General features: G+C 64.8%; 24 protein-coding genes. 20 read left to right on the top strand and 4 right to left on the bottom strand.

Annotated features, from left to right (window positions below; all coding sequences use genetic code 11):
- Positions 1-89: 89 nt before the first annotated feature.
- Together AOP77_RS00865 and AOP77_RS00860 are read left to right on the top strand one after the other, a co-directional pair.
- Positions 90-1016, top strand: a complete 927-nt coding sequence (locus AOP77_RS00865) for a tyrosine recombinase XerC (protein ID WP_062208091.1) — start codon at positions 90-92, stop codon at positions 1014-1016.
- Positions 1017-1024: 8 nt separating this feature from the next.
- Positions 1025-1867: a FliA/WhiG family RNA polymerase sigma factor gene (locus tag AOP77_RS00860; RefSeq protein ID WP_201774070.1), complete on the top strand. Its 843-nt coding sequence runs from the start codon at positions 1025-1027 to the stop codon at positions 1865-1867.
- A 22-nt stretch (positions 1868-1889) separates the two neighbouring features.
- On the opposite strand, the gene AOP77_RS00855 is transcribed toward AOP77_RS00860, so the two are convergent.
- Positions 1890-2465 (bottom strand): peptidoglycan DD-metalloendopeptidase family protein, encoded by a 576-nt coding sequence (locus tag AOP77_RS00855; protein WP_084622081.1) that lies wholly within the window; start codon positions 2463-2465, stop codon positions 1890-1892.
- A gap of 382 nt (positions 2466-2847) precedes the next feature.
- On the opposite strand from AOP77_RS00855, the gene rpsB reads away from it, so the two are divergent.
- The 9 genes from rpsB to AOP77_RS00810 are packed head-to-tail and all read left to right on the top strand — an operon-like array spanning position 2848 to position 11487.
- A complete protein-coding gene (gene rpsB, locus AOP77_RS00850) occupies positions 2848-3894 on the top strand; it encodes a 30S ribosomal protein S2 (RefSeq protein WP_062208085.1) in 1047 nt (348 codons plus the stop codon).
- 11 nt (positions 3895-3905) lie between these two features.
- A complete protein-coding gene (tsf, locus tag AOP77_RS00845) occupies positions 3906-4745 on the top strand; it encodes a translation elongation factor Ts (protein ID WP_062208083.1) in 840 nt (279 codons plus the stop codon).
- Between the two features lie 46 nt (positions 4746-4791).
- Positions 4792-5541: a UMP kinase gene (pyrH, locus tag AOP77_RS00840; RefSeq protein ID WP_062208080.1), complete on the top strand. Its 750-nt coding sequence runs from the start codon at positions 4792-4794 to the stop codon at positions 5539-5541.
- Between the two features lie 27 nt (positions 5542-5568).
- Positions 5569-6126 (top strand): ribosome recycling factor, encoded by a 558-nt coding sequence (gene frr / locus AOP77_RS00835; RefSeq protein ID WP_062208078.1) that lies wholly within the window; start codon positions 5569-5571, stop codon positions 6124-6126.
- Positions 6127-6151: 25 nt separating this feature from the next.
- A complete protein-coding gene (locus AOP77_RS00830) occupies positions 6152-7324 on the top strand; it encodes a phosphatidate cytidylyltransferase (RefSeq protein WP_084622079.1) in 1173 nt (390 codons plus the stop codon).
- A gap of 10 nt (positions 7325-7334) precedes the next feature.
- A complete protein-coding gene (gene rlmN, locus AOP77_RS00825) occupies positions 7335-8450 on the top strand; it encodes a dual-specificity RNA methyltransferase RlmN (protein WP_062208071.1) in 1116 nt (371 codons plus the stop codon).
- Positions 8447-9010, top strand: a complete 564-nt coding sequence (locus AOP77_RS00820) for a DivIVA domain-containing protein (RefSeq protein ID WP_062208067.1) — start codon at positions 8447-8449, stop codon at positions 9008-9010. Before rlmN ends, AOP77_RS00820 begins: the two co-directional genes overlap by 4 nt.
- Positions 9007-10161, top strand: a complete 1155-nt coding sequence (dxr, locus tag AOP77_RS00815) for a 1-deoxy-D-xylulose-5-phosphate reductoisomerase (RefSeq protein WP_062208062.1) — start codon at positions 9007-9009, stop codon at positions 10159-10161. Before AOP77_RS00820 ends, dxr begins: the two co-directional genes overlap by 4 nt.
- 15 nt (positions 10162-10176) lie before the next feature.
- Positions 10177-11487, top strand: coding sequence for a M50 family metallopeptidase (locus tag AOP77_RS00810; RefSeq protein WP_062208059.1), 1311 nt, complete (start codon positions 10177-10179; stop codon positions 11485-11487).
- A gap of 23 nt (positions 11488-11510) precedes the next feature.
- On the opposite strand, the gene AOP77_RS00805 is transcribed toward AOP77_RS00810, so the two are convergent.
- Positions 11511-12191 carry an arsenate reductase ArsC gene (locus AOP77_RS00805; RefSeq protein ID WP_062208054.1) on the bottom strand — a complete coding sequence of 227 codons (681 nt, stop codon included), beginning with the start codon at positions 12189-12191 and terminating at the stop codon, positions 11511-11513.
- A gap of 4 nt (positions 12192-12195) precedes the next feature.
- Positions 12196-12861: an arsenate reductase/protein-tyrosine-phosphatase family protein gene (locus tag AOP77_RS00800; protein ID WP_062208051.1), complete on the bottom strand. Its 666-nt coding sequence runs from the start codon at positions 12859-12861 to the stop codon at positions 12196-12198.
- A 95-nt stretch (positions 12862-12956) separates the two neighbouring features.
- Here AOP77_RS00800 and ispG point away from each other — a divergent pair, with 95 nt between their 5' ends.
- The 3 genes from ispG to AOP77_RS00785 are packed head-to-tail and all read left to right on the top strand — an operon-like array spanning position 12957 to position 16913.
- Positions 12957-14111 carry a flavodoxin-dependent (E)-4-hydroxy-3-methylbut-2-enyl-diphosphate synthase gene (ispG, locus tag AOP77_RS00795; protein ID WP_062208049.1) on the top strand — a complete coding sequence of 385 codons (1155 nt, stop codon included), beginning with the start codon at positions 12957-12959 and terminating at the stop codon, positions 14109-14111.
- Positions 14108-15061 (top strand): GNAT family N-acetyltransferase, encoded by a 954-nt coding sequence (locus AOP77_RS00790; protein ID WP_062208047.1) that lies wholly within the window; start codon positions 14108-14110, stop codon positions 15059-15061. Before ispG ends, AOP77_RS00790 begins: the two co-directional genes overlap by 4 nt.
- 52 nt (positions 15062-15113) lie before the next feature.
- Complete coding sequence (locus AOP77_RS00785) at positions 15114-16913, top strand: proline--tRNA ligase (protein ID WP_062211263.1); 1800 nt, start codon at positions 15114-15116, stop codon at positions 16911-16913.
- Between the two features lie 101 nt (positions 16914-17014).
- On the opposite strand, the gene AOP77_RS00780 is transcribed toward AOP77_RS00785, so the two are convergent.
- Complete coding sequence (locus tag AOP77_RS00780) at positions 17015-18136, bottom strand: hypothetical protein (protein ID WP_160300023.1); 1122 nt, start codon at positions 18134-18136, stop codon at positions 17015-17017.
- Positions 18137-18232: 96 nt separating this feature from the next.
- Between AOP77_RS00780 and rimP the strand changes: the two genes are divergently transcribed.
- From rimP to truB, 6 genes are all read left to right on the top strand, one after another.
- A complete protein-coding gene (gene rimP, locus AOP77_RS00775; protein WP_062208041.1) occupies positions 18233-18736 on the top strand; it encodes a ribosome maturation factor RimP in 504 nt (167 codons plus the stop codon).
- Entirely contained in the window at positions 18726-19778 is a 1053-nt protein-coding gene (gene nusA, locus AOP77_RS00770) for a transcription termination factor NusA (RefSeq protein ID WP_062208038.1), read from the top strand. Before rimP ends, nusA begins: the two co-directional genes overlap by 11 nt.
- A 17-nt stretch (positions 19779-19795) precedes the next feature.
- Positions 19796-20083: a YlxR family protein gene (locus AOP77_RS12560; protein ID WP_062208035.1), complete on the top strand. Its 288-nt coding sequence runs from the start codon at positions 19796-19798 to the stop codon at positions 20081-20083.
- A gap of 131 nt (positions 20084-20214) precedes the next feature.
- A complete protein-coding gene (gene infB / locus AOP77_RS00760) occupies positions 20215-22896 on the top strand; it encodes a translation initiation factor IF-2 (protein ID WP_062208032.1) in 2682 nt (893 codons plus the stop codon).
- A complete protein-coding gene (gene rbfA / locus AOP77_RS00755; protein WP_062208030.1) occupies positions 22896-23333 on the top strand; it encodes a 30S ribosome-binding factor RbfA in 438 nt (145 codons plus the stop codon). The genes infB and rbfA overlap by 1 nt, the downstream gene beginning before the upstream one ends.
- Positions 23317-24324, top strand: coding sequence for a tRNA pseudouridine(55) synthase TruB (gene truB, locus AOP77_RS00750; protein ID WP_062208027.1), 1008 nt, complete (start codon positions 23317-23319; stop codon positions 24322-24324). The genes rbfA and truB overlap by 17 nt, the downstream gene beginning before the upstream one ends.
- The last annotated feature ends 1 nt before the right edge of the window (position 24325 follow it).

The following is a 24325-nucleotide window of genomic DNA, read 5'->3' as shown; positions in this document are numbered from 1 at the left end:
GGACAAACTGGGGTCTATTCGTGAAACTGATGTGACAATTGTTACTTAAGGGGTTGATTTGACGGGTGTGACGGTGCCAGAGTGTCGTTATGCCGATAACGCAGGACGTAGCCACCAGCGAGTTGCTCGCGCGCTTTGAGCGCCATCTGGTGCATCAGCGCGGTCTTGCGGCCAATACTGTGCGGGCCTACCTGGGGGATCTTGCCCACCTCGTCAACTTTTCCTGTGGCGGCGATGACGTCGACCAGACCTTGCGATCACTCAGCATTGCTGAGTTGCGCGCGTGGCTCGCCGCAATGTCGACCGACGGACTGAGCCGCACCACCCTCGCCCGCCGGGGAGCGTCGGTGCGCGCGTTCTATGCCTGGGCCGAGGACGCCGAGGAGATTACTCCGAACCCGGCAGCACGCCTCGCCTCGGCCCGCCCGGCCTCCACGATTCCCACCGTCATGAGCCCGGCCGACGTCATCACGTTGCTGCACGCAGCTCAAACTAGGGCCGACGACGGCAATCCGCTGCACCTGCGCGACTGGGCCGCCGCGGAAATGCTCTACGCGACCGGAATGCGCGTGGGCGAACTTGCTGGCACGAATGTGGGCGATGTTGACCTCGATGAGCACCTTGTGCGCGTCATGGGCAAGGGTTCCAAGGAGCGAGTGGTGCCCTTTGGGGTTCCGGCTGCACTTGCCGCGACCGCATGGCTTGAAAGCGGACGACCACAACTCGTGAGCGACGTGACCGACTCAGCGTTTCTGCTGGGACGGCGCGGACACCGCGTCGACCAGCGGCAGATCCGCGAATCTATCCATCAGCTGTGTGCGTTCGCCGAGATCGGCGACATCGCACCGCACGGGCTGCGACACACCGCGGCCACGCACCTTCTGCACGGCGGATCAGATCTCCGCTCGGTCCAGGAGGTGCTCGGTCACGCCAGCTTGACCACCACGCAGAGATACACGCATGTGTCCGCAGAACGCCTACGGGCCACCTACCAACTCGCGCACCCGCGCGCTTAGGGAGAACAATGTCCACGCTCAACACAGTGTCCACGGAACTGGCGGAGTCGCCCGCTTCGATGGCCGCACATCGGTTTGAGACGCCCGTAGTTGACTCAACTGTCCAGTGGTGGGATCAACTCGCCCACGGCGATGACACTGCTCGTCGAGAGTCGCGCGACGCACTCATCACGCACTTTGCACCGCTCGTGACGCAGGTCGCGTCGCGGATGATCGGGCGCCTACCCGACACCGTCGAGTTGGGTGACCTGGTCTCCTACGGAATGTTTGGCCTCATCGATGCCATCGAGAAGTTTGAGCTGGATCGCGGCTTCAAGTTCGAGACCTATGCCTCCACCCGCATTCGCGGCGCCATCATCGATGAACTCCGGGCGGCAGACTGGGTTCCCCGTTCGGTGCGTTCTAAGGCACGAACCGTCGAGCAGGCCACCCGCACCCTTGAACAGGAATTGATGCGCCCCATTACGGACAGCGATGTCGCCGAGCGGGTCGGCTGGCGCACCAACGAGGTGCGTACCGTGCGAGCACAGGTCGCGCTGAGTCACGTGGCGGCGCTCGACTCGCTCGGCACCTCTGACTCCGACACATCTGCCATCGACACGGTCGCCTCGCTGTCAGTGCCTGGAGCATCGACATCTGTCGAGGCGCGCGAGACTCGCTCCTTGCTTGCGACCGCGGTCCAGGATGTTCGCGACCGTGAGCAGGAGGTCCTGCGTTTGTACTACTACGAGAACCTCACCCTTTCTCAGATCGGGCAGATCCTCGGGGTGACAGAATCCCGGGTGAGCCAGATCCACTCGGGTGCTGTGCGTAAGTTGCGCGAGTCCCTGCTGAAAACCGGTGCGTTCTAACCTCTGACTACTCACATGAGGGTCACTCCGGCGAACCCTTCAGTGGAAGCAATACGATCGGCCCGTAGCCCTCAAGCCAGTCCAGCGGATTGACGTAAACATCGCGATCGCGCAGACCCCAATGCACGCACGTCAGCGGCTTACAGTGGCTCGCATCCGGAGCGTCGGAGACCGTGCCTACCTCCTCACCGCGGAGGACTTGGTCTCCCACCTGAAGGCCCGATGACACGGGCTCGAGCGATGCGCTTAGGCCAACGTCCAGGTCAATGCTGAGCACCGGGCGGTTCACGACAATCCCTGTGAATGCCACCGTGCCGGCGCCGGGGGAGCGCACCACACCGTCTGGATCAGCCCGCAGGTCGATGCCACGGTGGCCTGCATCCCATCGCTCGGGCGGTGGGTCGAACAGGCGCGCAGCCCGCATCGGCGTCACCGGTGATGCGAGCACCGGGCGAGCCGAACCAGCCAGGTCCGCAACGGTGACCGCCCCGACGACACCGGTTGACATGGACTCTGCCTCCGCCTGGGCGGAGCCGAGCCCCACGCAGGTGAGTGCAATTGCCAGCGACAACGCGACCAAGCCCCGGGTATGTTTCATGGCTTAAGGGTCGCTGCCCGGCCGGCCCCAGCATCGGCCGGCGGTAGCATCGGGGGACCGGGCGCCTGCCCCGAAGGCCTGTGCACCAAAGCCGCGCAACGCCCGCACACCCAAGGTCGCGCGCATGCCACGCCGTCAGGTAACATTGACCCTGCATTCGGCATGCCCGAATGACATCGCGCATCATTCGCTTTTCACTCATGCCGCAAGGTCGGGGTGATAGCGCCGGGATGGCAAGGTCCGAGTTCGCTCGGTGCCAGACCGCGTTGATGCTAGGGGCCGACTCAACCGAGGAAGCCATCAACCGAACCATCGGGTGAGTTCTCAGAGCAAGCCCGAACCAAACAAGCACGCCGCAACGGCGTGCAGATAAGGATGCGCAATGGCCGTCGTGACCATGCGCCAGCTGCTCGATTCGGGTGTTCACTTTGGACACCAGACCAGCCGCTGGAACCCCAAGATGAAGCGCTTTATCTTTACCGAGCGCAACGGCATCTACATCATTGACCTGCAGCAGTCGCTCGCCATGATCGACAACGCCTACACCTTTGTGCGCGACACCGTCGCTCACGGTGGCACGGTGCTGTTTGTCGGCACCAAGCGTCAGGGCCAGGAGCAGATCGCAGAGCAGGCCGCTCGCGTGGGCATGCCCTACGTGAACGAGCGCTGGCTCGGCGGAATGCTGACCAACTTCCAGACCGTCTCGAAGCGCGTCACGCGCCTCAAGGAGCTCGAGCTCGTCGACTTCGACGACGTCGCAGGCTCCGGTCGCACCAAGAAGGAACTGCTCATGATGCGCCGCGAGCGCGACAAGCTCTCGAAGGTGCTGTCCGGTATCCGCGACATGCCCAAGGTTCCCTCCGTCGTGTGGATCGTTGACACGAACAAGGAGCACCTGGCGGTTGACGAGGCACGCAAGCTCGGCATCCCCGTGGTCGGAATCCTCGACTCCAACTGCGACCCTGACGACGTCCAGTACGGCATCCCCGGAAACGACGACGCCATCCGCTCGGTGGGCCTGCTCACCCGCGTGATCGCTGACGCTGTGGCCGAGGGCCTCAAGATTCGCCACACCCCCAAGGCTGGCGAAGACGCTGAGGCAACCGGCGAGGCCGAGCCTCTGGCCGAGTGGGAGCAGGAGCTCCTCGACGGCAAGAAGGACGACGCCAAGTCGGACGATGCTAAGGACGAGGCTCCCGCAGCCGACGCCAAGGCTGACGACGCCGCCGCAACCGAGGCCCCCGCGGCCGAGGAGAAGGCCGCAGAAGAGAAGCCTGCCGCCAAGAAGGCTGCCCCTAAGAAGGCCGCAGCCAAGAAGGACGACGCTGACGAGGCCAAGGCTGACAAGCCTGCCGCTAAGAAGCCGGCTCCCAAGAAGCCCGCGGCCAAGCCTGCTGCTGACGCAGCGGCTACGACCGACGAGAAGTAAGGAACCCATTTATGGCGAACTACACCGTTGCTGACATCCAGACGCTCCGTGAGCGCACTGGCGCGGGCATGCTCGACGTCAAGAAGGCACTCGACGAGGCGGACGGCGACCTAGACGCCGCCGTTGACATCCTGCGCGTGAAGGGCCTCAAGGGCGTGACCAAGCGCGAAGGCCGCTCGGCTTCCGAGGGCCTCGTCCTGACCTCCATCGACGACGTCGACGGCGGCCAGGTGGGCACGCTCATCGAGATCAACTCCGAGACCGACTTCGTGGCGAAGAACGAGAAGTTCCTCGCTCTCGCGGAAAAGGTTCTGGCAGCCGTGGTGGCTGCCGGCGCGGACTCTGCCGAGACGGCCCTCGCGGCCGACGTCGACGGCAAGCCCGTACAGGAGTTCATCGACGAGAACGCTGGCATCCTGGGCGAGAAGATCGTCCTGCGTCGCGTTGCTCGCATCGAGGCTCCCGTCGTCAAGGAGTACCTGCACCGCACCAACAAGGACCTGCCCGCGCAGGTCGGCGTGCTGGTCGGAGCAGACGCGAAGGCAGGCGAGGTCGCACGCGACATCGCCATGCACATCGCCGCGTACTCACCCACGTACCTCAACCGCGATGCAGTTCCGGCCGATGTGGTCGCGAACGAGCGCCGTGTTGCTGAGGAGACGGCACTTGGGGAAGGTAAGCCTGCGGCTGCCATGCCCAAGATCGTCGAGGGTCGCATGACGGGCTTCTTCAAGGAGAACACCCTGGTTGACCAGGCTTTTGCGAAGGACCCCAAGACCACGGTCGGTAAGGTCATCGAGAACACTGGCGGCGAGGTTTCGGCCTTCGCTCGCTTCCGTGTGGGAGCCTAACCACAACAGCTTTTCTATAAACGCGCCGCGCCTTCAGGAGGAATTGATGCCCGAGAACAGTGATCTGGTCCCGGAGGTCGATTCGACTCCCACGGCGCGGCGCGTTTTGCTTAAGCTCAGCGGGGAGATGTTCGGCGGTGGGTCCGTGGGTCTCGACCCCGACGTCATCTCCCGCGTCGCCCGCGAGGTCGCCGAGGCCGTTGCAGGCGGTGTCCAGGTCGGCATCGTCGTAGGAGGCGGAAACTTCTTCCGTGGCGCGGAGCTGTCGCAGCGTGGCATGGAACGTGCGCGCGCGGATTACATGGGCATGCTGGGCACCGTAATGAATGCCCTCGCCCTGCAGGACTTCCTCGAGCAGGCAGGCGTAGACACCCGCGTGCAGACCGCCATCACCATGGGCCAGGTGGCCGAGCCCTACATTCCCCGGCGCGCGATGCGCCACATGGAGAAGGGCCGCGTCGTAATCTTCGGTGCTGGCGCCGGCATGCCTTACTTCTCTACCGACACGGTCTCCGTCCAGCGCGCACTCGAGACGCGTTGCACCGAGGTACTGATGGGCAAGCACGGCGTCGACGCCGTTTACACGGCGGACCCGCGCGAGGATGCCAGCGCTGAGCGCCTCGAACATGTCACCTACTCCGACGCCCTCCAGCAGGGCCTCAAGGTCATGGACGCGGCGGCGTTTAGTCTTTGCATGGAAAACAGCCTCCCGATGGTCGTGTTCGGCCTCGAAGAGCCTGGAAATGTGACGCGCGCCCTGATGGGTGAGAGAATCGGGACCTTGGTGACGGCGTAGCGCCGTCACCCCTTTAAGGAGACAACTGTGATTGACGAGATCCTCCTCGATGTCGAGGAAAACATGGACCAGGCCGTCGAGGTCGCCAAGGACAACTTTGCGAAGATCCGCACCGGCCAGGCGTCGGCTGCGATGTTTGCGAACATCACCGTGGACTACTACGGCGCACCCACCGCGCTGCAGGCACTCGCTGCGATCAACGTCCCCGAGGCACGCACCGTCATGATTACGCCCTACGACGCGGGTGCCAAGAAGGACATCGAGACGGCACTGCGCAACTCCGACATGGGCATCAACCCGTCGGATGATGGCAACGTCCTGCGTGTAAACATGCCGCAGCTCACGGAGGAGCGCCGCCGCGACTACGTGAAGCTCGCAAAGCAAAAGGCAGAAGACTCACGCGTCACGATTCGCAACATGCGCCGCAAAGGTAAGGACCTCATCGATGCGGCCGTCAAAGACGGTGACGTAGGCGAGGACGAGGGCTCGCGAGGCGAGAAGGACCTCGACGCACTCACCAAGAAGCACGTGGACGCCATTGACGCACTCCTTTCACACAAGGAGAGCGAACTGCTCGAGGTCTAGCCCCCGAGATTCGCTAACCACCACCATGAAGTGGACCAGACGTCGCGGTACTCCGTCGGCGAGCGATCCGGAACGTACGCCGGCGGTTTCACCGCCGGCGCACTTCGTGCCCGTCAACCCGAAGAAGACGGCCGATGCTGTCCAGCCTTCTTCCGCAGGACAGGTGCGTCTTTACCCCGCGTCCACGCCCGGTTCGGGTGCGGAGTCTGGTGTGAATTCTGAGCGCTCGGTGCCGGATCTGTCGACCTGGTCCGATGACGACGCCACGGACCCGGTCGTTCCCGATTCAATTGCGCCCGAGGTTCAGCACGTCGAACCCTTCAACGAGCTGGGCGAAGCGGTTACCGACTTCGAGGAGACCATCCCGGTCCCCACTCCGCGCAAGGGCCGCAATATGCCGGCCGCGGCTACCGTCGGCATTCTTCTGCTCGGAATCGCCGTCGCGGCCGCCTGGTACGACCCCCGCATCTTTGGGCTGCTGCTCTACTCCTTCCTGTTTGCTGGTGTAGTCGAATGGCGAAACGTACTGCGCAAGCAGGCCCAACGCCTGTCGCTCGTCCCGATAGCGATCGCGACTTTCGGAATGGGAGTGGCCATTTGGTATGGCGCCCAGCAGGGACCTGGCGCCGCGGAGGGCCTGGTCGTGGCGATGCTTGTCGGCTGTGCAGGCATGGTGGCTTGGCGCGTCGTCGACGAGCGCATCGAGAACACCTTCTCCGAATCCGTGGGCAGCATATTTGCCTTGATGTGGATCCCCTTCCTGGGGTCATTCTTGATGCTGCTCGAAGTGGCGCAGGATGGCTGGCAACGGGTCATCATTTTGGTTGTCGCGGTGTCCGGTAACGACACCGGTGCGCTCTTCAGCGGGATGGCATGGGGCAAGCACAAACTGGCCCCTCGAGTCAGCCCAAAGAAGACCTGGGAGGGGGCCATTGGCGGTCTCATCCTCGGCACAGTGTGCGCCGGGCTTGTGTCCTACATCTTCTTTGACGGACAATGGTGGATTGGAGTCGCGGCCGGAGTAGCCGCGGCGATAGCTTCGATCATCGGCGACCTCGCCGAATCCGCGCTCAAGCGCGACATGGAGGTCAAGGACATGAGCGGGATCATTCCCGGTCATGGAGGAATCCTTGACCGGATCGATTCATTGTTAGTTGCTGGCCCCGCGGTGTACGTGGTGTTCGCCATATTTATGTGATGAGGACAACATGACCGACCGCCCCGTACTGCAGATGGCCGCCCCCAAGCGAGGCAAGAAGGCCCCGCGCCACTTTGCCGACCTCAACGCCGCCGACCGCATCGAGGCGCTCAAGGAGATCGGTCAGCCCGGCTTCCGCGCTAAGCAATTGGCGACGCACTACTACAGCCACCTCACGACCGATGCCGCCGACATGACCGACCTGCCAGCGGGGGTTCGCGAGGAGATCGCCACCGCGATGTTCCCCACCCTGATGAGCCCCGTGCGTACGCTCGAGGCCGACGGCGGCGAGACGGTCAAGACGCTGTGGAGCCTGCACGACAACGTCAAGGTCGAGTCCGTCCTGATGAAGTACCCGGAAAGGGCGACGTTGTGCGTCACCAGCCAAGCGGGCTGCGGAATGGCCTGCCCGTTCTGTGCCACTGGCCAGATGGGCTTGACGCGAAATTTGTCCTCCGCGGAGATCATCGAGCAGGTCCGCCTTGCTGCACGTGCCTCGCGCGACGGATCGCTGGGCGAGCCTGTACGCCTGTCCAACGTGGTGTTCATGGGCATGGGCGAGCCGCTCGCGAACTACAAGGCCGTCATGGAGACGGTGCGCGCGCTAGTGGCGCCAGAGCCCAACGGCTTCGGGCTGTCCGCGCGGCACGTCACGGTGTCCACCGTGGGTCTTGTGCCTGCTATCGACAAGCTCACCAAAGAGGGCATCCCCGTGACACTCGCGGTGAGCCTGCATGCGCCCGACGACGAGTTGCGTAACGAAATCGTGCCGATCAACACGCGCTGGAGCGTAGACGAGACGCTCGACGCCGCTTACCGTTACTACGCCGAGACCGGCCGTCGCGTCAGCATCGAGTATGCGCTGATCCGCAACATGAACGATCACGGCTGGCGTGCCGACCTGCTGGGCGAGAAGCTTAAGGCTCGCGGCGATGGATGGGTGCACGTGAATCCCATCCCGTTGAACCCCACTCCAGGCTCGATCTGGACGGCATCGGACCCCGCGGTTGAAAAGGAATTCGTCAGAAGGCTCCGTGCTCACGGGATTCCCACGACGATCAGGGATACTCGTGGTAGCGACATCGACGGCGCTTGCGGTCAACTGGCCATCAAGGAGAATGAATGAACGACCTCTTTCCCCGCACCAACGCTCTGCGTCTGGGTTACAAGCCTGAGCAGGTAGCGGCGTTTTTTGACGAGGCGCGCCTCGCATACGAGCGCCCGGGCAGCCCCGAGGCGGAGGTATCGCAGCTGGACGTGCGTCGCGCGGCCTTTGACCTCAAGCACGGCGGCTACTCCACCGCGGCAGTCGACGCCGCGCTAGACCGACTAGAACTCGCCTTCGCGGAGCGCACCCGTGACATCTATGTCCGTGCGCACAGCCAGGATGAGTGGATGGCTCACCTCGCCGAACGCGCACAGGTGCTGTACCCACGTTTGCGCCGGCCGGTGGGAGAGAGGTTCGCCCACCCCGCGACCTTTAAGCACGGCTATGACGTCCGCCAGGTTGACGCCGTCATGGCGCGGATCACCGAGTTCTTCGACACGGGTGCGCCGCTCGAGGCGGACGAACTCCGTGCCATCGCCTTCTCTACGAAGACGGGCACTCGTGCCTACGACGAGCGCACCGTCGATGCCTTTATCGCCCGCACCGTCGACATCTTGTTGGGTGTCATTCCCGCATGACGTCCCGCACCATCGCGCTACTGGGCTCGACGGGCTCGATCGGCACTCAAGCTATCGACGTCATCGAGCGCAACCGAGATGAGTTCGACGTTGTCGCGATTGCGGCCGGCGGCAATGATCCCGCCGCTGTCATCGCTCAGGCTCGCGCGCTCGACGTGCGCACTGTTGCGGTCGCCGATGTTGCGGCAGCCGAGCGCATCGGCGCGGCTTTGCCGGGCGTCGAGATTCTCGCAGGAGCCGATGGCGTGGTGGCGGTTGCAGGCATCGGCGCCGACGTGGTCCTCAACGGCATGACGGGCTCAGTGGGCCTGCGTCCCACTCTTGCCTCCCTTGCCGCCGGCAGCACGCTCGCCCTCGCGAACAAGGAGTCCCTGGTCGCCGGGGGAGCGCTGGTCAACGCGGCCAAGCAGCGCCCCGACCAGATCGTGCCCGTCGACTCGGAGCACTCTGCGTTGGCGCAGGCTCTGCTGGGCGGCACCCATGCTGAGGTCAAGCGCTTGGTCGTGACGGCATCGGGCGGCGCGTTCCGGGGCAAGACAAGAGCCGACCTGGTTGATGTCACGCCTGAACAGGCGCTCAATCACCCCAACTGGGATATGGGCCCCGTGGTGACCATCAACTCCGCGTCCATGATGAATAAGGCGCTCGAGGTGATCGAGGCGCACCTGCTGTTCGACATCCCCATGGAACAAATCGACGTGGTGGTGCACGCGCAGTCAATAGTGCACTCCATGGTGGAGTTCGTGGACGGCTCCACGCTGGCGCAGGTGTCCCCGCCGGATATGCGCCTGCCTATCGCGCTCGGGCTGACGTGGCCCGCCCGTGTGCCCGGGGCCATCGACGGCATGGACTGGACGCAGGCACAGCAATGGACCTTCGAGCCGCTCGACGAGGAAGCGTTCCCCGCGATCCGCGTGGCTCGAGCCGCGGTCGCCGAGTCGCCGCTGCACCCTGCTGTCTTTAACGCAGCGAACGAGGAATGCGTCGCCGCATTCGTTGCAGGAAAGTTGCCCTTTCTCGGGATCGTTGACACGGTGCGAAGCGTTGTCGAAAAGTACGAGGCGCCCGCCGAGATCACTCTCGAGGCTGTGGACGCCGCCGAGTCGTGGGCGCGAGCCCAGGCCGCCGCTGTCATCGCGGCGCGAGTGTAGAAGCAGAGGACGGACATGGCGCAGGTCGTAGGCATCTTGGTATTGGTGCTCGGATTGTTGATTTCAATCGGGCTGCACGAGATGGGTCACATGATTCCCGCCAAGAAGTTCGGCGTGCGCGTGAGCCAGTACTTTGTGGGTTTTGGCCCCACGCTTTGGTCCCGCCACGGCAAGGAGACCGAGTACGGCATCAAGGCGATCCCGCTCGGCGGCTACGTAAAGCTTGTGGGCATGATTCCTCCTGAAGATGCCGTCAAGCCGCTCAAAGTCAGGGGCCGCATCGCGGAGATGATCGGTGACTCGCGCGCGGCATCGACCGAGGAGATCTTGCCGGGGGAGGACCACCGGGCGTTTTACCACCTGGCCTGGTGGAAGAAAGTCATCGTGATGGCCGGGGGGCCCCTGGTCAACTTAGTCCTCGCGCTCATCCTTTTCACCACCGTGCTGGTGGGCTTCGGCACGCCGACCGCGACGCTGACCGTGAATGAGACCGTCCCCTGCATCCCAGCCGTTGGGTCAATCGAATGCGAGGCCGGGGATCCGCTGTCTCCCGCGGCGGAGGCGGGCCTTGAGCCGGGTGATCAGATCACCGCGATTGACGGCGTCACCGTGACTGAGTGGCCCGAGCTCACCGAGTACGTCGCCGCGAACCCTGGCAAGACCATGCCGTTGGACGTCATCCGCGACGGCCAGGACGTAGAACTTACGGTCAGGCCCACCGAACGAGAACGCGCGGTGACCGACGCCGACGGCGTCGCGGTGACCAATGCATCGGGCGATGTCGAGACTGAAACCGTGGGCTACTTGGGCGTGGCGCCCGAGGTCGTGAACCAACCGCAGGGCATCGGTGCCGGTGCTGCGCTTACGTGGAACTACCTGGGCAAGACTTTCAACGTCGTGTTCCACCTGCCCCAGAACCTTTATCACGTCACGCTGGCGGCACTGGGGCAAGAGGATCGCGACACGCAGTCCGTCATCGGGGTAGTGGGCGTGGGGCGCATCGCCGGCGACGTCGCTTCCGCCGATGTCGAGGGTTATGGGCTGGGAGAGAAGATCGCGGACATGCTGATGCTGCTGGGCGGGCTGAACCTAGCGCTGTTTGTGTTCAACATGATTCCGCTGGTCCCGCTCGACGGCGGGCACATCGCGTCGGCCGTGTGGCAGGCCATCAAGAACGGCTGGGCTAAGGCGCGTGCGCTGCCCAAACCGCGACCGGTGGACGTGGCGCGCATGATGCCGCTCGCGTACGGGGTATTTGGGCTGTTGCTGGTGATGGGGCTGGTGTTGATCGTCGCCGACATCGTCGCGCCCGTGAGTGTGACCTAGCCCTCCCCAGCGCCATGGCGCCGCTACGCGAGTGTCGACGCATCAGTAGCTTCGACGTCTACATCGAGGTCTTCAAGTAGCGCGCGCACACGGCGTTCGATCTCGTCGCGCACGGGCCTCACATTCTCGATGCTATTGCCGGGCGCGGCATCAAGGTCCCAGTCCAGATAGCGCTTGCCCGGGTAGACGGGGCAGGCATCGCCGCAACCCATGGTGACGATGACATCGGCCGCCCGTAGCGTCTCCTCGGTCCACGGCTTGGGGAATTCACCAGTGATGTCAATGCCCACCTCGCCCATCGCCTCCACTGAGAATTGATTGAGAGAGTTACCAGGCTCAGATCCGCCGGACCACGCGATGGCGCGGTCCCCGGCGAACTTCTCAAAGAAGCCGAGCGCCATCTGTGACTTTCCTGCGTTGTGCACGCAGAGGAAGAGGACCACCGGCTTGCCGTCGGTGACAAAGCCTTCGACGCGGCTGAACGCGTGCAGGCGCTGGCGCGCAAACCGCTCGGCGAGCAGGGGCAGGTAGTTGGTGACCTTGGCGTTGCCGGCGAACTGGTCATATGAGGTCGCGAGGAAGTTCTCAATGGTCTCTCGACCAAAGACGCCATCAAAGTGGTCCTCGAGGCGCGTTGCGGCGGTCTCTAGGGCGTGGGTTTGGTCAATGGTCAGAGTGTGTTCGCGAAATAGTGGGTTAGTCATGGCCTTATCCAATCGAGAGGGCGTCAGCAAGGCGAGCGACGCGAGGGTTGATGGTTTCTAGTGCTTTGGTGAAATCGGCAGGGCTGCCTGGCGCGGGATCGGGAATCGACCAGTGGAGGTCGATGAGGTCTCGGCCCAGCTCCTCGAATGCCTGGTCGCACACAGCGATGACGATGTCGCCTTCGCGCAGTACTTCTGATGCCGATTGCGGCCGAGCGGAGAGCGGGGAGAGTCCCTCGTTGGCGAGTGCGGCTGCTGCGAGTGGATGGACTCGGGCCGCCGGGACCGTGCCGGCAGACGCGACAGGTACGTCGGTCCGGCTTGCGAAGAGGCTAGCCGCAAATTGGGATCGTGCCGAGTTGGCGGAGCAGACAAATACCACTCGGGCACCCGTCGGAGCCAGGGCCTGTGCTGCCGTCGCGGCGACAATGGGGTTATCCCAGGCGAGGGTGAAGTAAGAGCGGCGAGCGTCGCCATCCGATCGGCGCCGGCGGACCACGTCCGCCTTCTCCAGCCACGCGAGGTGATGGGCCAAAAGACTGGGCTGCTGACCGGTGCGGGAGGTGAGTTCCTTGGGGGAGAGATCGTCCAGGGCAAGCGCGTCCACTATCGCGAGGCGATTCGGTTCCGCGAGGGCGGCGAGCACATCCATGCGAGTTAGTTCAACCATGGTTGAAACAATACCAGACGCTCTCGATGTCGTCCTCTTACCCCGACGCGTGAGTCGGGAACATCCGAGGTGGGCGAGTGGTTGATACTAGAACTATGACTGCTATTGGACTCGGAATGCCGGCCATGCCGCCGGAGACGCTTAGCCCCCGTAAGAAGACCCGCAAGATCAAGGTCGGCACGGTGGACGTGGGCGGAGACGCACCTGTCAGTGTGCAGTCGATGTGCACTACTAAAACCACCGACATCAACGCGACGCTGCAGCAGATTGCGGAGCTCACCGCCTCCGGCTGCGACATTGTGCGCGTGGCGGTTCCCACACAGGACGACGCCGACGCGCTCCCCGCGATCGCCAAGAAGTCCAACATCCCCGTCATCGCAGACATCCATTTCCAGCCTAAGTACGTGTTTGCGGCCATCGAGGCCGGCTGCGCTGCAGTGCGCGTGAACCCGGGCAACATCCGCAAGTTTGATGACCAGATCAAGGAGATCGCGCAGGCAGCCAAGGACCACGGCACCTCGATCCGCATCGGCGTCAATGCCGGATCGCTGGATCCGCGCTTGCTCAAGAAGTACGGCAAGGCCACCCCCGAGGCGCTTGTCGAGTCCGCGGTATGGGAGGCCAGCCTGTTCGAGGAGCACGACTTCCACGACTTCAAGATCTCCGTCAAGCACAACGACCCCGTCATCATGGTGAAGGCCTACGAGATGCTGAGCGAGCGTGGCGACTGGCCGCTGCACCTCGGCGTGACCGAGGCTGGCCCCGCGTTCCAAGGCACCATCAAGTCCGCCACAGCGTTCGGCGCGCTACTCAGCCAGGGCATCGGCGACACCATCCGTGTTTCCCTGTCCGCGCCTCCAGTTGAGGAGGTCAAGGTCGGTATACAGATTCTGCAGAGCCTGAACCTGCGCCCACGCAAGCTCGAGATCGTGTCGTGCCCGTCGTGTGGCCGCGCTCAGGTGGACGTCTACGAGCTCGCCGAGAAGGTGACCGCGGGCCTCGAGGGCATGGAAGTGCCACTACGCGTCGCGGTGATGGGTTGCGTCGTGAACGGTCCCGGTGAGGCCCGCGAGGCCGACCTGGGTGTCGCATCGGGCAACGGCAAGGGCCAGATTTTCGTCAAGGGCGAGGTTATTAAGACCGTGGCCGAGAAGGACATCGTGGAGACCCTCATCGAGGAGGCCATGAAGATCGCCGAGACCATGGAACCCGTCGAGGGTTCCTCGCCAAAGGTGATGGCCGCACAATGACCGATTCGCTGCTCAGGCGCGCACAGCACTCGCTGGCGCCCCTGCAGCGGCGTGACCTCGATCAGGCGCTTGAATGGTGTGCGCAGGACCCAGTCGGCAACTGCGTCCTCGCGATGCACCTTGAGACCGCGCGCGACTCCGGCATCGTCCCCCCGTACCTATGGGCCGTGAAGCGCCGTGGCAGTCGTGGACTGCCGGGTATGAACCGCGAGAGCGTCGGCATCATCTGGAACGGCGCCAATCTGACGGCACTCATTCCCGAGGCGGACAATGCTGTGGCTGGCAGTGGCACTTTTTCCACCGATGATGTCCGCGCGGAGGTCGCGGCGGCGATGGTGGGCAGGCTCAACCGTCCCGCCGCCCTGGTCGGTAGCGCGGATCTGATGCTCGACCTGTGGGGTCGAGTGGAGCCGTGGTGGGGACCCGCGCGCGAGGTGCGCGACCGGCAACTGTCGATGGCCTTGGCGACTGGCCCCAAGCATGTAATGAGCGACGGCTCGGGGCTCGAGCTCGCAGCGGTGCGCCCGGCGACCATGGCTGACTACGATCTATTGCTGCCCGCCTCAGTCCACATGTTTGTGGGGGAGGTGGGTTACGACCCGATGCATCACGGGCGTGCGGCGTACGAGGACCGGCTGCGTGCCTTAGTGCGCGGCGGACGGGTGTTTGCGCAGTTCGGCACGCTCGAGAGGCGCAGGCAGGTGCTGTTCAAGGCAGACGTAGGCGCCGTGGGGTGCAACGTCGCTCAAGTGCAGGGAGTATGGGTACACCCCGCCGTGCGTGGACGCGGACTGTCCAAGGCAGGGATGGCCGCAGTGGTCGAATCTGTGCGCGCGACGATCGCTCCCACGGTGTCGCTGTACGTGAACGACTTTAACGCCCCCGCAGTGGCGGGCTACCGTGCGGTGGGCTTCGAAGAGGTCGGGACCTTCGCGACTGTCATGTTCTGACCCGCGCTCGTGACAGGCCACGTGCGCCAGTAGGCTTAGCCCCATGTTGCGCATGTCTACTCTCTTTCTCCGTACCCTCCGTGAAGACCCCGCCGAGGCGGAGGTCGCTTCGCACAAGCTGCTGGTTCGCGCGGGCTACATTCGTCGTGCCGCCCCCGGCATCTATACCTGGCTGCCGCTGGGCCTGCGGGTGCTCGCCAAGGTCGAGGCCATTGTCCGCGAAGAGATGGAGGCCTCCGGTGCGCAAGAGGTTCACTTTCCCGCGCTGCTACCCAAGGAGCCCTACGAGGTCACGGGCCGTTGGGACGAGTACGGCCCCAACCTGTTCCGTCTTCAGGACCGCAAGGGCACGGACATGCTGCTCGCGCCCACCCACGAGGAGATGTTCACCCTGCTCGTAAAGGACCTGTACAACTCGTACAAGGACCTGCCGCTGACGATCTTCCAGATCCAGAACAAGTACCGCGACGAGGCCCGCCCCCGCGCGGGGCTCCTGCGCGGGCGCGAGTTCATCATGAAGGACGCGTACAGCTTCGACATCGACGATGCCGGGCTCGAGGCCTCCTACCAGGCACAGCGCGACGCCTACGTGCGCATCTTTGACCGCATGGGCCTCGAGTACGTCATCGTTACGGCGACGTCGGGAGCCATGGGGGGCTCCAAGTCCGAGGAGTTCCTGAGTCCCACGCCCATCGGCGAGGACACCTATGTGCGCTCGCCCGGTGGCTACGCCGCCAACGTCGAGGCAGTCACCACTCCGGTGCCGGATGCGATTGATTTCTCCGATGCCCCCGCGGCTCACGTCGAGGACACGCCTGAGACTCCCACGATTGACACGCTCGTGGATGCCGCGAACGCGCTTCACCCCCGCGCGGACCGTCCCTGGACCGCGGCGGACACGCTCAAGAACGTGGTCATCGCCGCCACCAACCCCGCAGGCGAGCGGGGCATCCTCGTAGTGGGGCTGCCCGGCGACCGCGCCGTGGACATGACGCGCCTTGAGGCCGCTCTGGCCCCTGCGACCGTGGAGCCCGCGACTGAGGAAGACATCAAGAAGCACCCCGAGCTCGTTAAGGGGTACATCGGACCCGGCGTGCTCGGTCCCCAGGCGAGGCCCGCGGACGTCGAATTCTTGTCCGCCGAGGACGCGACGATCCCGTACCTGCTGGACCCGCGCATCGTCCCAGGTACCCGCTGGATTACCGGCGCCGATGCGCCCGGCAAGCACGTCTTCGAACTCACCATGGGTCGTGACTTTGTTGGCGACGGTGTGATTGAGGCTGCCGAGGTACTCGCCGGCGACGAGGCTCCCGATGGCTCGGGCCCGCTCGAGCTCGCACGCGGCGTCGAGATCGGCCACATCTTCCAGCTGGGCCGCAAGTACGCTGAGGCCCTGGACCTCAAGGTGCTAGACGTCAACGGCAAGCAGCAGGTCGTCACCATGGGTTCGTACGGTGTGGGCGTCACGCGCGCACTCGCCCTGCTCGCGGAGAACAACAACGACGAGCTGGGTCTCAAATGGCCCACGCACGTTGCTCCGTATCACGTGCACGTGATCGCAGCCGGCAAGGACGACGCGATGCACGACAAGGCCGAGGCGATCTCCAAAGCTCTCGAGGCCGACGGCATCGAGGTCTGCTACGACGACCGTCCCAAGGTGTCGCCGGGCGTGAAATTCAAGGATGCCGAGCTCATCGGCGCGCCCTTCACAGTGGTCGTGGGCCGCGGACTGGCCGATGGACACGTGGAGTTTAAGGTGCGGGCCACCGGCTCGAGCGAGAACCTGCCCGTCGACGACGTCATTGAGCACGTGGCCGCCGCAGTGCGTGCCGATCTGTCACAAACTGTGTAACTGCTGGCGTGGCGGGGATCGGACCAACAGGGCGCTCGGACCCCCTGAAAAGCGTGCCAAAACGGACCAATAGAAGCGCGGGGTGCTGGGGTGCCCGGGTGCTACCCGACGGGTTGAAGTCCGGGTAGCACCGGGAACTTGTCCGGGGTGAAGCCAGGCTGCAACGACCCCGCAGCGAAGGCGTCGAACGCCGCGTTGAGTATCCACCCGCGGTTCTCGGTAGTCACGCCGTCCAGCATGGCTGCATAGCTTGTGCCCAGCGCAAATTCGGTCTCCCTGGCGGTCACCGCGCGCGACAGCGCCGTGTCAACCAGGGTGGGAGGAACGTCGTACAGCTCCTGCCGGCGGTCCTGGTCCCCGGCAAGAGCGCCGAACTCATCCGCACGCGCCGCATGAATGTCACGGCGAGCGAGTGCATTGGCGCGCTCCTCACCTGCGGACTTGGCGGCGATGACCTCGTAGAGGAACCGCGCCCGGTCGTGTGCCACGGCGAGGTCGCCGAGGGTCACAGGGGAGATGGCGTCGGCGCTGGCGGGGAGGAACGCATCTCCAAGGTCGACGCTGGTGGGCAGGACCCGTTCGTCGGCGGTCACGGGGATGGGCTCCGGGGAGGCACTCACCGCCGGAATCGCGCTCTCGCTCGTGGATGGTTCGCCGGTCACGTTCGGCTCTGGCTCACCCGGGAGCGCGCCGCTGGGTGACGCGAGAGGGGTGGGCGATGGTGTGGGCTGCAGGGTCTCGGCCAAGGCGGTGTTCTGTGCCCACCACAGCGCGAAAGCGTGCGTGAGGCCCATGCTGGACTGCAAGAGTGCAAGATTTGAGTCGGTGGTCGTGGTCGCGGTCTCCAGGGCTCCCTCACGCGCCTGCGTGACCGCGTCGTCAAGAGAACCGGTGAACGGGGAGGGCGACGGGGCGGGGGAGGGAGTCGCGACATAGACGCCGCCCAGCGCCTCCAGATGTGCGGGGGCAGCCTGGGCTTCGATGGACGCGAGATCGGATGCAGATACTCCATCGCTTGAGCCTGAACCAAGAACGTCAAGCACATGCTGCTCGCGCGCGGCAGCATCGTCGCGTTCAAGGGTGACCGCGTCGGCAGACGGGTACACGACGGGCTCCTTCTCGAGGTGCCAGGAACAGCCGGCAACCCCCACGACCAGCGCGCCGGCAAGCAGCACCGCGGACCACGGTCGGACGGTAGAGTTGGTGGCTCGGCGGGCGCTCATGTCCGCCATCATGACATGCACTTGGCCTGGGCTTAGACTGTGTCCTGACGAATTTAAGAAACGGAGCGCGCATCCGCGCGCGGGGAGGCGATGACTATGGACATCTCACGCCAGATTGCCGACCTCGCGACACCCGGGGCCCAAGCCGCCGGGTTGGTCGTCGATGGGGTCGCCGTCTCACCGGCGGGAAAGCGCACACGCGTTCTCATCACGCTGGATCTGCCTGAGACCGAGGTGGGCTCCGCCAGCCTAGACGCGATTGCGGTGGCATCGCGCGCGATTGGCGCGGCGCTGGACGAGGCAAACGTCCCCAAGAACGAGTACACGCTCGAGGTCTCCACCCCGGGAATCGACCGCCCACTCACCGAGCGTGGCCACTTCATGCGCGCGCGCACCCGCTTGGTCACACTCGACCTCGCAGAGGGCGCGACGGCCACTGGCCGCATCGTGGATGTCGAGGACGATGCGGTGGTGCTGGAGACCGCCGGCGAGCGCGTCTCGTATGCCCTGAACGACATCGCTGACGGGCGGATCGAAGTTGAAATGAAGAAGTTGAAGAACGCGAAGTTTGAGGAAGAGGACGCACCCGATGGACATTGATATGCGTGCCCTGCAGGGGCTCGAGAAGGAAAAGGACATCAAACTCGGCGTCCTGATTGACGCAATCGAGCAGGCGCTCCTGTCCGCGTACCACAAGACTCCCGGCGCGTACTCTCTCGCTCGTGCTCACTTGGACCGCGCGAGCGGCAAGGTGTCGATCCTGGCCCGCGAGGAGAATAAGTCCGAGGAGGGCGAGCTCGTCGACCTGTCACCAGAGTTCGACCACACTCCGGCCGACTTTGGCCGTATCGCGACCTCGACGGCCCGTCAGGTGATCTTCCAGCGCCTGCGCCAGGCGGGAGACGACGCCGTGCTGGGCGAGTACGCGGATAAGGAAGGCCAGCTGGTTTCCGGCATCATTCAGCAGAGCGCGGACCCGCGTAACGTGCACCTAGATATGGGTGACGTCGAGGGCCTGCTGCCGGCTCACGAGCAGGTGCCCACGGAGACCTACACGCATGGCGAGCGGCTGCGTGCGTTTGTACTCGATGTCTCGCGGGGCATGAAGGGCCCCTCGATCACGCTGTCCAGGACCCACCCGGGCCTAGTCCGCAAGCTTTTTGAACTCGAAGTGCCCGAGATCGCCGACGGCACGGTGGAGATCATGAGTGTCGCCCGTGAGGCGGGCCACCGCACCAAGATGGCCGTCCGCGCGACTATCCCCGGGGTCAACCCCAAGGGAGCCTGCATCGGTCCCATGGGCGCGCGAGTGCGTGCCGTCATGAGCGAACTGCACGGCGAGAAGATTGACATTGTCGATTGGGATGAAGACCCGGCGACCTACGTGGGCAACGCGCTTTCTCCGTCCCGCGTCGTCTCAGTCACGGTGGTCGACCTCGAGGCTCGCGCCGCCCGCGTGATTGTCCCCGATTTTCACCTGTCACTCGCGATCGGCAAGGAGGGGCAGAATGCCCGTCTCGCCGCGCGATTGACGGGCTGGCGCATCGACATTCGCTCAGATGAGGCGCCCGATGGCGCCGCGGGACCTGACGCGGTGGACGGAGATTCTGCCGAATCCGACGCGCCCGGTGCCGCCCACTAGCGCAACCCGGTAGACTGATGACGCTGAGCAGCCAGCCGCTGGCATCTCGCACCCCCGCGTCGGACCCCTCTGGGCCGGTGCGGACGTGCGTGGGATGCCGGAAGTTGGACGCTCAGTCGGTCCTGATGCGAGTGGTATTAGACGGCAACCTTGTGGTGGCCGATTTGAACCGTTCGTTGCCGGGGCGAGGCGCGTGGCTGCACCGCAGCGACGAATGCCTTGCAACGGCGCTTCAGCGTCGAGCCTTTGGACGCGCATTTCGCGCCCCACAGGCAGACGCCTCCGGCATCACGCTGGAGAGCTAAGAGACCGTGCCCTTGATGACCATCGATAGAACGGGACGAAAGCCCATGGCAACCCGATGAGTGCCTCACGATGAGTACCCAGCAGTAACGATGGTTCGACCCTGTCTTGGTCGAACCAAGACAGGAGAATTGTGGCAAAGCCCCGCGTCCATGAGATCGCGAAAGAGCTCGGAGTATCGAGCAAGGACCTAATCGCCAAGCTCACCGAAATCGGTGAGTACGTGAAGGGTCCGTCTTCCACCCTTGAAGCACCAGTGGTGCGCAAGGCGAAGGAGGCATTCCCGGCACCCGCCGAGAAGCCCGCCGAGGCCCCCAAGCCCGCAGCGAAGAAGCCTGCGGCACCCAAGCCTGCCGCCCCCAAGCCTGCCGCCCCCGAGGCGCCGGCTAAGGAAGTGGCTCCCGCAGCATCGGCGCCCGCACCTTCGGCACCGGCAGCGGCAACACCCGCAAAGCCGGCCGATGCCTCCGCACCCGCGGACGCCTCGGCTGACGCTCCTGCGGCAGCAGCCAAGACCGATGCTCCGACGCCCGGCGACATGCCGCGTCCGCGTCCGCGTCCGGGCGGCAATAACCCGTTCTCGGACAAGGCGGGGGCTCCTCGCCCGCGCCCCCGTCCGGGCGGCAACAACCCCTTCCAGGCTCCTCGCCCGCAGGGTCGTCCCGGCGGTGCGCCGGGCGGTCGTCCTGCAGGTGCAGGTGGCGCACCCGGACCTCGTGGCGCACGCCCGACCCCGGGTCAGATGCCCGCTCAGGCACCCAACCGGGGTGCACCCGGCCGCGGTGGCCCAGGCGGCGCACCCGGTGGAGCTCCTGGTCGTCCCGGTGGATTCGGCGGCCCCGGTGGCCGTCCGGCCGCAGGTGGACGTGGACGTGGCGGTGGCACCGCAGGTGCCTTCGGTCGCCAGGGAGGCAAGCCTGCACGTTCGCGCAAGTCGAAGCGCGCGAAGCGGGCCGAATACGAGCAGAGTCAGGCGCCCGCCATTGGCGGCGTCAACATTCCTCGCGGTAACGGTGAGACGCTGATCCGTCTTCGCCGCGGCGCGACGTTGGCTGACTTTGCCGAGAAGATTGACGTGATTCCCGCGTCGCTCGTGACCGTGCTGTTCCACCTTGGTGAGATGGCAACTGCGACGCAGTCGCTGGATGAGGACACGTTCGCGACGCTGGGTGCCGAGCTGGGTTACAAGATCCAGATCGTGTCGCCCGAGGAGGAGGACCGCGAGCTGCTCGAGGACTTCAACATCGACATCGACGCCGAACTTGAGGCGGAGACCGATGAAGAGCTCGAGGCACGCCCGCCGGTCGTCACCGTCATGGGTCACGTTGACCACGGTAAGACGCGCCTGCTGGACGCAATCCGCCACGCCGACGTGATCTCCGGCGAGGCCGGCGGCATCACGCAGCACATCGGTGCTTACCAGGTCCACCACGAGCACGAAGGCGTCAACCGCGCCATCACGTTCATTGACACCCCGGGTCACGAGGCGTTTACCGCCATGCGTGCCCGTGGCGCCAAGGTCACCGACATCGCGATCCTCGTGGTCGCTGCCGACGACGGCGTCATGCCTCAGACCATTGAGGCCCTCAACCACGCACAGGCGGCCAACGTGCCGATCGTGGTTGCGGTGAACAAGGTCGATAAGGAAGGCGCCAACCCTGGCAAGATCCGCCAGCAGTTGACCGAGTACAACTTGGTTGCTGAGGAGTACGGCGGCGAGACCATGTTCGTTGACGTGTCCGCGATCCAGAACAAGAACATCGACGCGCTGCTCGAGGCCGTACTGCTCACCGCAGACGCCGGTCTTGACCTGCGAGCGAACCCCAACAAGGACGCTCGCGGTGTGGCCGTCGAGGCTCACCTGGACAAGGGACGCGGTGCCGTCGCGACGGTGCTGGTCAACTCCGGAACGCTGCGTGTGGGCGACTCGATCGTCGCGGGTACGGCTCACGGCCGTGTGCGTGCGATGTTCGATGAGCACGACCAGCCCGTGAAGGAAGCCCTTCCCGCCCGCCCGGTGCTTGTGATCGGCCTGACCTCGGTGCCCGGCGCCGGCGACACCTTCCTGGTGGCCGACGACGACCGTACCGCCCGTCAGATTGCGGAGAAGCGCGAGACGGCCGAGCGGGCAGCTCAGCTGGCCAAGCGTCGCAAGCGCATCAGCCTTGAGGACTTCAACCAGGCCCTCGAAGATGGCAAGGTCGACACGCTCAACCTCATCATCAAGGGTGACGTCTCCGGTGCCGTCGAGGCACTCGAGGACGCGTTGCTCCAGATCGATGTGGGCAAGGAAGTCGACCTGCGCATCATCCACCGTGGTGTGGGTGCTGTCACGCAGAACGACGTCAACCTTGCCACGGTCGACAACGCGATTATCCTCGGATTCAACGTTCGCCCCGCCGAGCGTGTCCAGGAACTCGCGGACCGCGAGGGCGTCGACATGCGCTTCTACTCGGTCATCTACCGCGTTCTCGAGGACGTCGAGGCGTCGCTCAAGGGCATGCTCAAGCCCGAGTTCGAGGAGCGTCAGAGTGGTGGCGCCGAAATCATGGAGATTTTCCGTAGCTCCAAGTTCGGAAACATCGCAGGTTGCCTTGTGCGCACCGGAACGATTCGTCGCAATGCGGCGGCTCGCGTGGTCCGTGCCGGCAACGTCATCGGCGAAGCGAAGATCGACACGCTGCGCCGTTTCAAGGACGATGCAACCGAGGTCAAGGATGGCTTCGAGTGCGGTATTGGTCTTGGCAAGTTCAACGACATCCAGGTCGGAGACGTCATTGAGACGTTCGAGATGGTGGAGATTCCGAGGACCTAATGGTTGATTCCGCACGCGCACTCAAGCTCGCTGGCACGATCAAGAGGATCGTTGCCGGCGCGCTTGAGAACGACATAAAAGACCCCCGATTGGGATTCGTCACCGTCACCGACGTTCGGATGACGGGCGACCTCCAGCAGGCGTCCGTGTTCTACACCGTCTTTGGCGATGAGGAACAACAGGCTTCCACAGCAGCGGCCTTGGCTTCGGCCAAGGGCCGGCTGCGGTCGCTCGTGGGTGGGCAGCTGGGCATTCGCCTGACTCCCACGCTCGACTTCTACCTCGACGCGGTGCCGGAGACGGCCGCCTCGCTCGAGGAGTCGTTGCAGGCCGCGCGACTGCGGGATGAGGAGCTCAAGCGTATGCGCGAGGGCGCCAAGTTCGCAGGCGACGAGGACCCTTACAAGCACCCCGAGTCCGATGACGAGGACGCCTAAGCCCGAGCCGGTTCCCGGCATCGTGGTGGTCGACAAGCCTCAGGGCTGGACCTCCCACGATGTCGTAGGCCGCATGCGCCGTCTCGCGCAGACCAAGAAGGTTGGTCATGCGGGCACGCTCGATCCCATGGCTACCGGCGTGCTGGTGATCGGGATCGGCAAGGCCACCAAGTTGCTCACGTACTTTGTGGGCCACGGCAAGACCTACGACGCCACCATTCGGCTCGGTCAGTCCACCGTGACTGATGACGCCGAGGGTGACGTCCTGGTGACGGCCGATGCTTCCGACGTTTCCGACGAGGCGATCGCCGATGCCGTGGCTGGGTTACGTGGCGAGATTCAGCAGCGCCCCAGCTCGGTGAGCGCCATCAAGGTGGACGGCCAGCGCGCGTACAAGCGCGTGCGCGACGGCGAGGACGTGGAACTGCCGACCCGTCCCGTGACGGTCTCGCGCTTTGACGTGCTCGACGTGCGCCGAGACGGCGCCCTGGTCGACATCGACGTGAGCGTGGACGTGTCCTCGGGCACCTACGTACGCGCGTTGGCGCGCGACCTGGGCGACTCACTCGGGGTGGGCGGTCACCTGACCGCGCTGCGTCGTACCGCGGTGGGAGACATCTTGCTTGGGAGCGCCCACTCGCTCGAGGACTTGGGCGCGCTCGTCGACGACGGCCAGCGACTGCCGTTGCTCCCGCTCGCCGATGCCGCGGCATCGGCCCTGCCCGTCGTGACCATCGACGCCTCGCAAGCCCGGGCCCTGGGCTTCGGCCAAGCAATCAAGGTCGCTGAGCCAGCCACGGCATCGGCCGGCGTGATTGCCCCCGACGGGGGAGAGGTGGCAGCAATTTCTACCGCCGGCATTTTGGCCGCGATCCTGCGTCCGCGCGGCGGCAAGCTCGCGCCCGTCGTGGTGTTCGAGACGAGTTCTTCGGAGGCGCCGCTAAGCGCGGCAACTGACAGCGACAACGGCGCGGCGGTAGACAATGGCTGAC

This window comes from Demequina oxidasica (assembly GCF_000975115.1).
GTDB classification, from domain to species: domain Bacteria; phylum Actinomycetota; class Actinomycetes; order Actinomycetales; family Demequinaceae; genus Demequina; species Demequina oxidasica.
Note: the sequence above shows the minus strand (reverse complement) of the source record. Positions and strands in the feature narration are given on the sequence as shown.

Bases quoted from the DNA above. Each gene is read 5' to 3' on its own strand.
- AOP77_RS00805 (WP_062208054.1), bottom strand. From the start codon at position 12,191: ATGACTAACCCACTATTTCGCGAACACACTCTGACCATTGACCAAACC.
- truB (WP_062208027.1), top strand. From the start codon at position 23,317: ATGACGAGGACGCCTAAGCCCGAGCCGGTTCCCGGCATCGTGGTGGTC.
- tsf (WP_062208083.1), top strand. From the start codon at position 3,906: ATGGCGAACTACACCGTTGCTGACATCCAGACGCTCCGTGAGCGCACT.
- pyrH (WP_062208080.1), top strand. From the start codon at position 4,792: ATGCCCGAGAACAGTGATCTGGTCCCGGAGGTCGATTCGACTCCCACG.
- rlmN (WP_062208071.1), top strand. From the start codon at position 7,335: ATGACCGACCGCCCCGTACTGCAGATGGCCGCCCCCAAGCGAGGCAAG.
- AOP77_RS00800 (WP_062208051.1), bottom strand. From the start codon at position 12,861: ATGGTTGAACTAACTCGCATGGATGTGCTCGCCGCCCTCGCGGAACCG.
- AOP77_RS00855 (WP_084622081.1), bottom strand. From the start codon at position 2,465: ATGAAACATACCCGGGGCTTGGTCGCGTTGTCGCTGGCAATTGCACTC.
- dxr (WP_062208062.1), top strand. From the start codon at position 9,007: ATGACGTCCCGCACCATCGCGCTACTGGGCTCGACGGGCTCGATCGGC.
- AOP77_RS00810 (WP_062208059.1), top strand. From the start codon at position 10,177: ATGGCGCAGGTCGTAGGCATCTTGGTATTGGTGCTCGGATTGTTGATT.
- ispG (WP_062208049.1), top strand. From the start codon at position 12,957: ATGACTGCTATTGGACTCGGAATGCCGGCCATGCCGCCGGAGACGCTT.
- AOP77_RS00860 (WP_201774070.1), top strand. From the start codon at position 1,025: ATGTCCACGCTCAACACAGTGTCCACGGAACTGGCGGAGTCGCCCGCT.
- AOP77_RS00785 (WP_062211263.1), top strand. From the start codon at position 15,114: ATGTCTACTCTCTTTCTCCGTACCCTCCGTGAAGACCCCGCCGAGGCG.
- rimP (WP_062208041.1), top strand. From the start codon at position 18,233: ATGGACATCTCACGCCAGATTGCCGACCTCGCGACACCCGGGGCCCAA.
- rbfA (WP_062208030.1), top strand. From the start codon at position 22,896: ATGGTTGATTCCGCACGCGCACTCAAGCTCGCTGGCACGATCAAGAGG.
- AOP77_RS00790 (WP_062208047.1), top strand. From the start codon at position 14,108: ATGACCGATTCGCTGCTCAGGCGCGCACAGCACTCGCTGGCGCCCCTG.
- AOP77_RS00865 (WP_062208091.1), top strand. From the start codon at position 90: ATGCCGATAACGCAGGACGTAGCCACCAGCGAGTTGCTCGCGCGCTTT.
- AOP77_RS00830 (WP_084622079.1), top strand. From the start codon at position 6,152: ATGAAGTGGACCAGACGTCGCGGTACTCCGTCGGCGAGCGATCCGGAA.
- nusA (WP_062208038.1), top strand. From the start codon at position 18,726: ATGGACATTGATATGCGTGCCCTGCAGGGGCTCGAGAAGGAAAAGGAC.
- AOP77_RS00780 (WP_160300023.1), bottom strand. From the start codon at position 18,136: ATGAGCGCCCGCCGAGCCACCAACTCTACCGTCCGACCGTGGTCCGCG.
- rpsB (WP_062208085.1), top strand. From the start codon at position 2,848: ATGGCCGTCGTGACCATGCGCCAGCTGCTCGATTCGGGTGTTCACTTT.
- AOP77_RS12560 (WP_062208035.1), top strand. From the start codon at position 19,796: ATGACGCTGAGCAGCCAGCCGCTGGCATCTCGCACCCCCGCGTCGGAC.
- AOP77_RS00820 (WP_062208067.1), top strand. From the start codon at position 8,447: ATGAACGACCTCTTTCCCCGCACCAACGCTCTGCGTCTGGGTTACAAG.